Genomic DNA, 10607 nt, shown 5'->3' with positions numbered 1-10607 from the left:
GGACTGCGAAGATTCCGTAGCCGCTGTAGATGCCGATGACAAAACCATCATCTACCGCAATTGGCTGGGCCTGATGAAGGGCGACCTGGCCGAAGAAGTAGCCAAAGGTGGCACCACCTTTACCCGCACCATGAACCCGGATCGCGTTTACACCAAGGTTGATGGCAGCGAGCTGACCCTGCACGGTCGCAGCCTGCTGTTTGTGCGCAACGTTGGTCACCTGATGACCAACCCGGCCATTCTCGATGCCCAAGGCAACGAAGTGCCGGAAGGCATTCAAGACGCGCTGTTCACCAGCCTGATCGCAGTGCACAACCTCAACGGCAACACCAGCCGCAAAAACACCCGTACCGGCTCGGTGTACATCGTGAAGCCAAAAATGCACGGCCCGGAAGAAGTCGCCTTCACCAGCGAAATCTTCAGCCGCGTTGAAGACGTGCTGGGCTTGCCGCGCAATACCCTGAAAGTCGGCATCATGGACGAAGAGCGCCGCACCACCGTTAACCTCAAGGCGTGCATCAAAGCCGCCAGCGAGCGTGTGGTGTTTATCAACACCGGCTTCCTCGACCGCACCGGCGATGAAATCCACACTTCCATGGAAGCTGGCGCCGTTGTGCGTAAAGCAGCCATGAAAGCTGAGAAGTGGATTGCCGCGTACGAGAACTGGAACGTCGATATCGGCCTGGCCACCGGCCTGCAAGGTCGCGCGCAGATCGGTAAAGGCATGTGGGCCATGCCCGACCTGATGGCCGGCATGCTTGAGCAGAAAATCGCTCACCCGCTGGCTGGCGCCAACACCGCCTGGGTACCGTCGCCAACGGCCGCCGCCCTGCACGCCTTGCACTACCACAAGGTCGACGTGTTCGCCCGCCAGGCCGAACTGGCCAAGCGTGCACGCGCGTCCATCGACGACATCCTCAGCATTCCGTTGGCGGCAAACACCAACTGGTCGGCTGACGAAATCCAGAACGAACTGGACAACAACTCCCAGGGCATTCTTGGTTACGTCGTACGGTGGATTGACCAAGGCGTTGGCTGCTCCAAGGTGCCGGACATCAACGATGTAGGCCTGATGGAAGACCGCGCTACCCTGCGTATTTCCAGCCAACTGTTGGCCAACTGGTTGCGTCATGGCATTGCCAGCGAAGAGCAAATCGTCGCCAGCCTGAAACGCATGGCACCGGTCGTTGACCGTCAAAACGCCAACGACCCGCTGTACCGCCCGCTTGCCCCGGACTTCGACAGCAACATCGCCTTCCAGGCCGCCCTAGAACTGGTGATCGAAGGCGCCAAGCAACCGAACGGCTACACCGAGCCGGTTCTGCACCGTCGTCGTCGTGAATTCAAAGCCAAGAACGGCTTGTAATTCGCGCAGTGCTGGACAGAAAAAACCGCCCTCCGGGGCGGTTTTTTTTATGCGCAGATTTATCTTCCGCACCGTCATTCCCGCGCAGGCGGGAGTCCAGAATCGCGCAGGGCAATTACCTTTTGGCTGGCGACCTCCACACCTGGGTCCCCGCCTTCGCGGGGACGACGGCAAGCTCACGATCCACCGTCATTCCCGCGCAGGCGGGAATCCAGAATCGCGCAGGGGAGTTACCTCTGGCTGGCGATCTCCACACCTGGGTCCCCGCCTTCGCGGGGACGACGGCGATCTAACAATCCACCGGTTTGCAGCCCCGCAGTCTTTGTTCACCAGACTAGACTTAGGTCCACTTTGCCCTGGCTGCTACTTCTCCGACCATGGGCCTCAAATAAATTCAGGGCTCAAGGTCCGGATCAGCACGATGAGCAAGGCCAACGAATTTGCCCAGGCGGGCAAGACGGCGGTACAGCAGAACATCCATGGCTTGATGGAGTTTTTGCAGAAGTTTCCGCCGTTCAATCAGATGGAAAACGCCCATTTGGGCTATCTGCTGGAGCATTGCCAGCTGCGTTTTTATGGTGCCGGCGAGAGCATTCTCAAGCCCAGCGGCGGACCGGTGCAGCATTTCTATATTGTTAAGCAGGGCCTGGTGGTCGGTGAGCGGCCGCACTCGGCGCGGCGCGGTACGGAAACCACCTTTGAGATCACCACCGGCGAGTGTTTTCCCTTGGCCGCCCTGCTCGGCGAACGCGCTACGCGCACCGAGCATTTAGCCGGCGAAGACACCTTCTGCCTGCTGCTGGCCAAAGACGCCTTTATCAAGGTGTTTGCTCTGTCGGCGCCATTCCGTGACTTTGCCTTGCGCGGTGTCAGTAGCCTGCTCGACCAGGTCAATCAGCAAGTGCAGCGCCAGGCCGTAGCCACCCTCGGCGCGCAGTATTCGCTGGACACGCCGCTGCGCGAATTGGCCATGCGCCAGCCAGTAACCTGCAGCGCCGACACGCCGATCAGTGCCGCCGTGCGGCTGATGCATGAGCAGCAGGTGGGCAGCATTGTGATTGTCGACGACGGCAATCGACCGACCGGGATTTTCACCCTGCGCGACCTGCGCTCGGTGGTGGCGGCCGGCGCCGAGAACCTCAGCGCGCCGATTGCCAGCGTGATGATCGCCAAGCCGTTTTACTTACCACCCAAGGCCAGTGCCTTTGACGCCGCCATCGCCATGACTGAACGGCATATCGCCCATGTCTGCCTGGTGGAGGATGGGCAGCTGCGCGGTGTGGTGTCCGAGCGCGATTTGTTTTCCCTGCAACGGGTCGACCTGGTGCACCTGGCCCGCACCATCAGCCACGCCCATAAGCTGGACACCCTAGTGGCGCTGCGCAGCGACATTCATCAATTGGTCGAACGCATGCTCGCCCACGGCGCGTCGTCGACGCAGATCACCCAGATCATCACCCTGCTCAACGACCACACCGTCAGCCGCGTGATCGAGCTGAGCATTGAACAACTGGGCGACCCAGGCGTGCCGTTTACTTGGTTGTGTTTTGGCAGCGAAGGCCGCCGCGAGCAAACGCTGCACACCGACCAAGACAACGGCATGTTGTTTGAGGCCAGCGATGCCGCCGATGCCGCACTCAAGCGCGGCAAACTACTGCCGTTGGCTGAGCGCATTAACCACAGCCTGGATAAATGCGGCTTTAGCTTGTGCAAGGGCGGCATCATGGCCAGCAACCCGCAGTTGTGTTTGTCGCGGCTGGAATGGTCGCGGCGCTTTAGCAGTTTTATCCGTGACGCCAGCCCGGAAAATTTGCTCGGCTCCAGCATTTATTTCGATCTACGTGCGGTGTGGGGGCCGGTGGAAGGCTGCGAGCACTTGCGTCAGCAGATTCTGATCGAGGTGGCGGACAACCAGATTTTCCAGCGGCTGATGGCCGCCAATGCCCTGCGCAATCGCCCACCCGTGGGGCGCTTCCGTGATTTTGTGGTAGCGCGCAGCGGCAGTGAAAAACATACCCTCGATTTGAAGGTGCAAGGCCTGACGCCCTTTGTCGACGGCGCCCGTTTGCTCGCCCTGGCCCATGGCATCAGCGCCGGCAACACCTTGCAGCGCCTACGTGAATTGATCGCTAAGGAGGTGATTGATCCGCTCGATGGTGCCGCCTATGAAGAGGCCTACCACTTTATTCAGCAGACCCGCATGCAGCAGCACCAGCAGCAAGCGCGCCTGCAACAGCGCTACTCCAACCGCCTCGACCCGGACAGCCTGAACCACCTGGACCGGCGCATTTTGCGTGAGTCGTTTCGCCAGGCGCAGCGGCTGCAAAGCAGCTTGGCCCTCAGGTATCAATTGTGAAGCCGTTTGATTGGCTACGCCGCAGCGCAGCGCCAGCACCCGACGCTGAACTGACCCGCGCCTGTGAGCAACTACCCAAGCCCGGTCCGTGGAGCGAGTTGCCGTTGCGCGAGCAACGCTTTGTGGTGCTCGATCTGGAAACCAGCGGGCTGAATATGCAGCGCGATCAGTTGCTGTCGATTGGCGCGGTGGTGATTGCAGACGGCGCCATCGACCTGGCGCAGCAGTTCGAATGCACCTTGCAGCGCAGCGCGCAGAAAGTCAGCGCCAGTGTGTTGATCCATGGGATTGCCCCCAGCGAATTGGCCGCTGGTGTGGCGCCGACCGAAGCGTTGTTGGCGTTTATGCGCTTTGTCGGCGATAGCCCGATCCTGGCCTTTCATGCGCCCTTTGATCAACACATGCTCGGCAAAGCGCTAAAGGATGAGCTCGGTTACAAGCTGGAGCATCGTTTTCTCGATGTCGCCGACCTGGCCCCGCTGCTGTGCCCGGAAGTGACCCTGCGCCAAGCCGGGCTCGACGACTGGACCGCGCACTTCGGCCTGCAGGTGCAACAACGCCACCACGCCAGTGCTGATGCCTTGGTGACCGCCGAGCTGGCGCTGATTCTATTTAGCCGCGCACGCAAACAGGGGCTGGAAAGCCCGGCTGCGCTGGCCGATGCCCTGGCCCGCTGGCAACGCCGGCAACAACGGCCGTCGCTGTAACCTGCCCCTTTGCGCGGCCAGCGTCGCCCTGTAGGGTTGTCGCCACCGCCCCCAGCCGAGAACTGCTGATGTCCACTGCGACCATGACCCTGTTCCACAACACCGCCTCGCCCTTTGTGCGCAAGGTGTTGGTATTTCTCCACGAAACCGGCCAACTCGACCGCGTGGCGCTGGAGACCGTAGCCCTCAGCCCCACTAGCCCCAACGCAGCGGTTATCGCCAATAACCCCGCCGGTAAAATCCCGGCCCTGCGCTTGGCCGATGGCGCGCTGTTGCATGACAGCCGGGTGATCGTCGACTACATCGACCACCAGCATGTTGGCGAACCGTTGATTCCCCGCGATGGCGCCAGCCGCTGGCGGCGTCTGACCTTGGCCTCGCTGGCCGACGCCCTGCTCGATGCGGCGCTGCTGATTCGCTACGAAACCTTCTCCCGCCCGCAAGAAAAACACTGGGCCGATTGGCTCGATGGCCAACAGGCGAAAATCATCCGCGCCCTGGGCGAGTTTGAAGAAGCCGCCAGCGCCGAGCTGGCCAGCCGCTTTGATGTGGCGTCCATTGGTGTCGCCTGCGCCCTAGGTTATCTGGACTTCCGCCAACCCAACTTGGCCTGGCGCGAGCAGTTTCCCCAGCTGGCGGCCTGGTATGCCGAGGTTAGTCAGCGGCCATCGATGTTGGCGACGCAGCCGCCGGTTTAAGCTTTAGCCGTTGTAGCCATACACCGCTAAACCTTCTGCTGGCAGCACCAGCAGCACGCCCTCATCTTTGCCGGCGAAATAGCTGCCGGGCTGCGCCAGGGCGTTGTTGATGCGCTGCTCCAAGTCCTGCGGAAGATCCGCGCAGGACAGCGCCAACCAGCCATCGGAGGCGAGGTTGTTCAGCACCGGTGTCGCTTGCCACGCTTGGTAGTGGTAGTAGTCCTCGCTATAACCGCGAGCCTGGCGGGCGCCATCCAGCGCGGTCAGGCCGCGTGCTTGCAGGTGTTGCTGCATGCTCGGGGCAAGACGAAAAATCGCCACGCCACAGCCCTCACGCAGACCACTTTCACCGGCAATCCACTCCACCCCCTGCACCTCAACAGCGGCCGGCAGCGCACGCAACATAAAGGGCCGCTCGCTCATTTTGTAGGCTATGTACAGCAGCAAAATCAGCCACAGCTTGAGCAAAACCACGACCCGCAGAACATTCAGCACTTGGCCCACGACCGTCATCAGCGAAAGTACAGCAGCCATAGCGCCCCCATCAGCAGCAAACCCGCGCCCAGGCCATGACGCAGAAAAGCGCCGCCGCGGCGAAACATGCGCCACCAATCAGGGCCATGCAGCAGCACCATAATCACGGCGAAGAAAATCATCACGCCATTGACCGGCCATGAACGCAGGTCAATGTTCAGCATCACCGCCGCCAGATAGCCCAAGGTGGTGCCGCACATAAAGCCCAGCAGGCGCTCACCGTTTTGCATCAGCGTCGCCATGGTGCCTCCCGTAGGGTGTGCTGTGCGCACCGGCTGGTAACTAGGAGCCCCGTGGTGCGCGCAGCGCACCCTACAAAGAGCATTGCGATCTGCTCGGCCAAGCGATGCCCCACCTGGGCATCTTCACGCAAGCCCACATGGCCACTCATTTGGCCATGCTCACACGGTATAAGCCGGCGCCGACCAGCAGCGCGACTTGGCCCATGGCGGTGCACATCTGCAGAAAGGAGCGCACCGAGGGGTTGTCCACGGCATCCGGCGCGCCGGTCAGGCTGACCCAGAAGCCTTCCGGCAACACCACCAGCGCGAGGTGCGCCAGGGGCTTGCCGGTGATGACGATGAGGTTGATCAGGTCAAAGCGCTGGGCAAACATCAGGCCGGCCAGAATCAGCAGGGCGACAAATAAGCCCAGGGCAAAGCAGGCGCCCAGTTGCAGGAGCATACGCATGGCGGTTACTCCCCCAACAGGCCAGGTTCAAGGGTCAGGTGTGGTTCGGGCGCCGGGGTTTTACCCACGCCGTACCAGTCCAGTTTGCGCGTCAGCAGCATTACGCAAGCGAGCAGGCCAAATACCAGCAGCGAGCCCATCAGCAGCGCGTAATCCTCAGCGCTCAGTAGCACGTAGAGCACGCCGTACAACCCGCCCAGGCCCACGGTAAAACCGGCGCCGCGCATCCAGCTGTGCAGCACATGGCAGACATAAAAGCCCACCAGCGCCACACAGGCCGCCGCCGACACGGCATAGGCCAGGGCAAAGTCCAGGTGCTCGGACAGCGACAGTAGCAACAGATAGAACATGGCCAACGCCAGCCCCACCAAACCGTATTGCACCGGGTGCACGGCCAGACGCTTAAGGATTTCCATCAGGAAGAAACCGGCGAAGGTCAGGGCGATAAACAACATGGCGTATTTAATCGCACGGTCGGTTTTCAGGTACTGGTCCACCGGGTCGACAAAGCTCACGCCAAAGCTGCGCGCGTCAAAGCTGCTGCAGCCGGATACGTTTACGCACTCACGCAGCACTTGCTCCATGTTGGTGGCGAAGAAACTGGTCTGCCAGGTGGCGTTAAAGCCTTGCTCGGTGATCTCACGCTCGGTAGGCAGAAACTCGCCCATAAAGCTTGGGTGCGGCCAATCGGAATGCACCTGCACTTGGCTGTCACGCCCAACCGGCACCACGCTAAAGCTGGAAGTGCCTTGCAGCTTCAGGTTGAAGGCGTAGTTCAGCTTCATCAGCTGGCTGCTGTCGAGCTTACCCAGCGGCGCGTGTACGCCGTTGGCCAGCATGTCGTCGCCAAAACCCGGTTCAAAGTCCAGCGTCTGGCCATTGAGGTCGAGCTTGAGAGCGTTGTTGATGCCGCGAATATCGCTGATACCGACGGCCAGAAAGGGCTCGTCAAATTGATAGTCGGCCAGGTCTTCGGTAATGCCGTAGTTGGCCGGCACTTCGAAATGGCCGCTGATTTGGTTGTCACTTTTAAACAGCCGCGCCTGGTAAATGCCGCGGGCACGCAGCTCGGTGCCGACTTCACCGTTCAGGCTAAAGCTCTCGGGCAACACATACAGGCGGCTGCTGATCTGCCGTTCTTCCTGATAACGCACGCCGGTTTTCTCTGCGACTTTCCACTCGCGGATTTTTTGCCGATACGGCACCACCAGAATCGGGCCGGTGATTTGTTGGCTGTAGCTGGAGCTGCGGGCAATGTTATCCAGCACGCCATTGCGCGCCGACTGCCGCTCGCTGATCAAGCCGTCGATCATAAGCAGGGGAATTAACAACAGAATAATCAAAAGGCCGATGGCCCCGAGTTTGATGCCCAGACTGCGATTCATCGCGATGCTCTCCATGTGGGTGGGATGGAGAGAGTGTGGGGTTGCCGGGTGGGGGTTTTATGGGGGGAATGTGGAGAGTGTGTGGAAACAAACTCAACTGCTGTGCTCCCCTCTCCCGCTCGCGGGAGAGGGGCAGGGGGAGAGGGCCGGGGCCTACGAGGTATCCGCTAAAAGCAAAAGCCCCTCACCCGCCCTTCGGGCACCCTCTCCCGCTAGCGGGCGAGGGGATACGCCGGCCACCGCGTCTAAGGCTGGAAGTGACGGCCGACCACGCTATTCCCCGCGAATGTACTGTTCCAAATGATTAATCAAACTCTCCTGCTCGGAGATGATGTCTTTGACTAAGTCGCCGATGGACAGCAGGCCAATCAATTTGCCCTCTTCCATCACCGGCAGGTGCCGTAGATGGCCGTCGGTCATCAGTTGCATGCAGTGGCGGTTGCCTTCTTTGGGGCCGACGGTGATGACCTTGGCCGTCATGATTTCGCTGACCGTGGCCGATGTGTCACGCTCAAGCATGGCGATTTTGCGCACGTAGTCGCGCTCACTGACGATGCCCACCAGCTCGCCGCCGTCGGTCACCAGCAAAGCGCCGATGCCCAACTCGCCCATCAGCTTTACCGCCTCGAGCACCGAGGTCTCGGGGCTGACGCTGAAAATGCTGTTCCGGGTTTTCGCTTTGAGGATTTCCGCAACCGTTTTCATACCCTGACTCCTGTGGCTTTTTTTGTTGTTGCTGCCCACGGTGGCTATCACGTTTAGTGCCAACTGCAGCGGCCCGTGGCACTTGTGCGCAGGGCTGAGCCTATTGAACAGGCTTTGCAGAGCAGTTACAGCGCTGAAAACGGCTTCTGCTAATGCACCAGCGGCAGGCTCAAGCGCACCTCTACCCCGCCGTCGACGTTGCCAATGGTTATAGCACCACCATGCAGGCTGGCCACTTCCTGCACAAAGTTAAGGCCTAGCCCCGTGCTTTTACGCCCACTGACAGGGCGTGGCAGCGAGTAAAAACGTTCGGTCAGTCGTTCCAAAGCATAGTCAGGAATCGGCGCGCATTGGTTGAATACGCGCAAGGTCAGCAGGTCATCGGCGCGCTCAGCGCTAAAACGTAACTGGCCGCCGGGCCGGGTAAAGTCCAGAGCGTTGTCGAGCAGGTTAGCCAGCGCCTGTTGCAGCAGAAAGCGCTCGCCGCGCACTTGCCACTCGGGCGCCAGCAGATTTTCCACCTGCAAATTCGCACTCAAGATACGCGCCGCTTGTGCCTGCAATTGCTCTTCCACCAGGTCGTGCAGCGGCAACGGCACACGCTCATCCAGCCCTTGCCGTTGCTCGACCAACGCCAGGTTCAGCAGGCGTTCGATCAGCTGTTGCAGGCGCGCACTTTCGGTTTGGATATTGCCCACAAAGCGCTGGCGTTGCTCGGCCGGCATATCGCTTTCCAGCAATTCCGCCGCGCCGCGAATAGCCGCCAGCGGGCTTTTCAGTTCGTGGGTCAGGGTGTGCACATAGCGCTCAACGTAGGCCTTGCCTTCCAGCTCGCTGCGCATATGTTCCAGCGCTTCGGCGAGTTGCTTGAGCTCGCCGCCTTGCAACGCCGGCAAAGGGCTGCGCTCGCCAGCGGAGACGGCTTGGGCGTAGTCGGTCAGGCGCCGCAACGACGCACTCAGCCACCATGACAGCAGGCCGCCGACTAATAACCCCAGCAAGATCAGCCCCGCACCAAACCAGGCCAGGCGCTTTTGCGAACGTTCGATGTAGGGCTGCAAGGTGCGGCTCGGCTTGCTGACCGACACCACGCCAATAATCTTGCCCTGGTCTTTGATCGGCGCCGCCACGTACATCACCGAGGTTTCCGGGTCGCCCTCCACTTCGCGGGTCGAACGCGCGCCGTATTCACCGCGCAAGGTCAGAAATACATCGTTCCAACGCGAATAATCCTGCCCCACCGCCGCGCCGCTGGAGTCCACCAACACCTTGCCCTGGGCATCGGTGACATAGATGCGGTGGCTGACTTCGCTTTTAGTCAGCCCCCAAATTTGCGCGTGGGGTTGGCGTTGGCCATAGGCCTGAAACTGTTCCTGCCAGTGCTGCTGATCGAGGCGGCCGCTGCGTAAATCGTCACGCAGCAGCTCGGCCAGCAGGTTAGCCGTATCGACCAGGGTTTCTTCGGTGGTCTGGCGCACGCCGGGACGGATTTCGTCCATCACCGTGCTCAGCACAAACCAGCCGGACAGGCCGACAAAGACGAAATAGACGAGAAATATGCGAATCCCGAGCGGCATCAGTCCACCTTGATGCTGTAACCCAGGCCGCGGTGGGTCTGGATCGGTTCGGCATCTGCCAGCACCGCGCGCAACTTGGCGCGCAGGCTTTTGATATGGCTGTCGATATTGCGCTCGTAGCCGGCTTCGGCGGGCACGCCAGCGCCATCCAGCAATTGTTCGCGGCTAAACACCCGCAGCGGTTGACTGACCAAGGTTTGCAGCAGACGGAATTCGTGGCGAGTAAGGCTCAGCGGGTGGCCGTGGTAGTGAATCTGAAAACGCTCAGCGTCGATGGCAAACACAGCGGTTTGCACCGCTGGCGCCGCCGCGCGCGGCTGCACACGCTTGAGAATGGCCTTGACCCGCGCCGCCACTTCACGGGGGCTGAAGGGCTTGGTCACATAATCGTCAGCACCGATTTCCAAGCCCACCACACGGTCAATCTCGGCATTGCGCGCGGTGAGAAAAATCACCGGTACTTCAGAAAACTTACGCAGTTGTTTAACCGCCTCAAAGCCGGTCATATCCGGCAGGCCAACATCAAAAATCAACAGATCGGCGGGGCTGTTTTGTTGATACGCCAGCGCTTCACCGGCCAGGGTTAACC

The 10607-nt window shown here is 60.6% G+C and carries 11 protein-coding genes; 4 read left to right on the top strand and 7 right to left on the bottom strand.

Annotation, left to right across the window (positions count from 1 at the left end):
* From AAAB16_RS01310 to AAAB16_RS01295, 4 genes are all read left to right on the top strand, one after another.
* On the top strand, positions 1 to 1366 hold a 1366-nt coding region (locus AAAB16_RS01310; protein ID WP_340661705.1), incomplete at its 5' end, for a malate synthase G.
* A 421-nt stretch (positions 1367 to 1787) separates the two neighbouring features.
* Positions 1788 to 3722: a putative nucleotidyltransferase substrate binding domain-containing protein gene (locus AAAB16_RS01305; protein WP_340661704.1), complete on the top strand. Its 1935-nt coding sequence runs from the start codon at positions 1788 to 1790 to the stop codon at positions 3720 to 3722.
* A 50-nt stretch (positions 3723 to 3772) separates the two neighbouring features.
* Positions 3773 to 4429, top strand: a complete 657-nt coding sequence (locus AAAB16_RS01300) for a 3'-5' exonuclease (RefSeq protein ID WP_340661706.1) — start codon at positions 3773 to 3775, stop codon at positions 4427 to 4429.
* 68 nt (positions 4430 to 4497) lie between these two features.
* Complete coding sequence (locus tag AAAB16_RS01295; RefSeq protein WP_340661703.1) at positions 4498 to 5127, top strand: glutathione S-transferase; 630 nt, start codon at positions 4498 to 4500, stop codon at positions 5125 to 5127.
* A gap of 3 nt (positions 5128 to 5130) precedes the next feature.
* On the opposite strand, the gene AAAB16_RS01290 is transcribed toward AAAB16_RS01295, so the two are convergent.
* The 7 genes from AAAB16_RS01290 to creB all read right to left on the bottom strand — a co-directional run.
* Positions 5131 to 5661, bottom strand: coding sequence for a hypothetical protein (locus AAAB16_RS01290; RefSeq protein WP_340661702.1), 531 nt, complete (start codon positions 5659 to 5661; stop codon positions 5131 to 5133).
* On the bottom strand, positions 5640 to 5903 hold the full coding sequence (locus tag AAAB16_RS01285; RefSeq protein ID WP_340661701.1) for a hypothetical protein: 264 nt from the start codon (positions 5901 to 5903) through the stop codon (positions 5640 to 5642). Before AAAB16_RS01285 ends, AAAB16_RS01290 begins: the two co-directional genes overlap by 22 nt.
* Before the next feature lie 145 nt (positions 5904 to 6048).
* Positions 6049 to 6351: a hypothetical protein gene (locus tag AAAB16_RS01280; RefSeq protein WP_110615232.1), complete on the bottom strand. Its 303-nt coding sequence runs from the start codon at positions 6349 to 6351 to the stop codon at positions 6049 to 6051.
* A gap of 5 nt (positions 6352 to 6356) precedes the next feature.
* Positions 6357 to 7736 (bottom strand): cell envelope integrity protein CreD, encoded by a 1380-nt coding sequence (gene creD / locus AAAB16_RS01275; RefSeq protein ID WP_340661700.1) that lies wholly within the window; start codon positions 7734 to 7736, stop codon positions 6357 to 6359.
* 273 nt (positions 7737 to 8009) lie between these two features.
* Entirely contained in the window at positions 8010 to 8441 is a 432-nt protein-coding gene (locus tag AAAB16_RS01270) for a CBS domain-containing protein (RefSeq protein WP_340661699.1), read from the bottom strand.
* A 149-nt stretch (positions 8442 to 8590) separates the two neighbouring features.
* Positions 8591 to 10018, bottom strand: a complete 1428-nt coding sequence (gene creC / locus AAAB16_RS01265; RefSeq protein ID WP_340661698.1) for a two-component system sensor histidine kinase CreC — start codon at positions 10016 to 10018, stop codon at positions 8591 to 8593.
* The coding region (gene creB / locus AAAB16_RS01260) for a two-component system response regulator CreB (RefSeq protein WP_340661697.1) at positions 10018 to 10607 on the bottom strand (590 nt) is incomplete at its 5' end. The genes creC and creB, both read right to left, overlap by 1 nt.

It is taken from the genome of Pseudomonas sp. (assembly GCF_037994325.1).
Taxonomy (GTDB): Bacteria; Pseudomonadota; Gammaproteobacteria; order Pseudomonadales; family Pseudomonadaceae; genus Aquipseudomonas.
The sequence above is the reverse complement of the archived record's forward strand: the minus strand, read 5'-3'. Positions and strand labels throughout refer to the sequence as shown.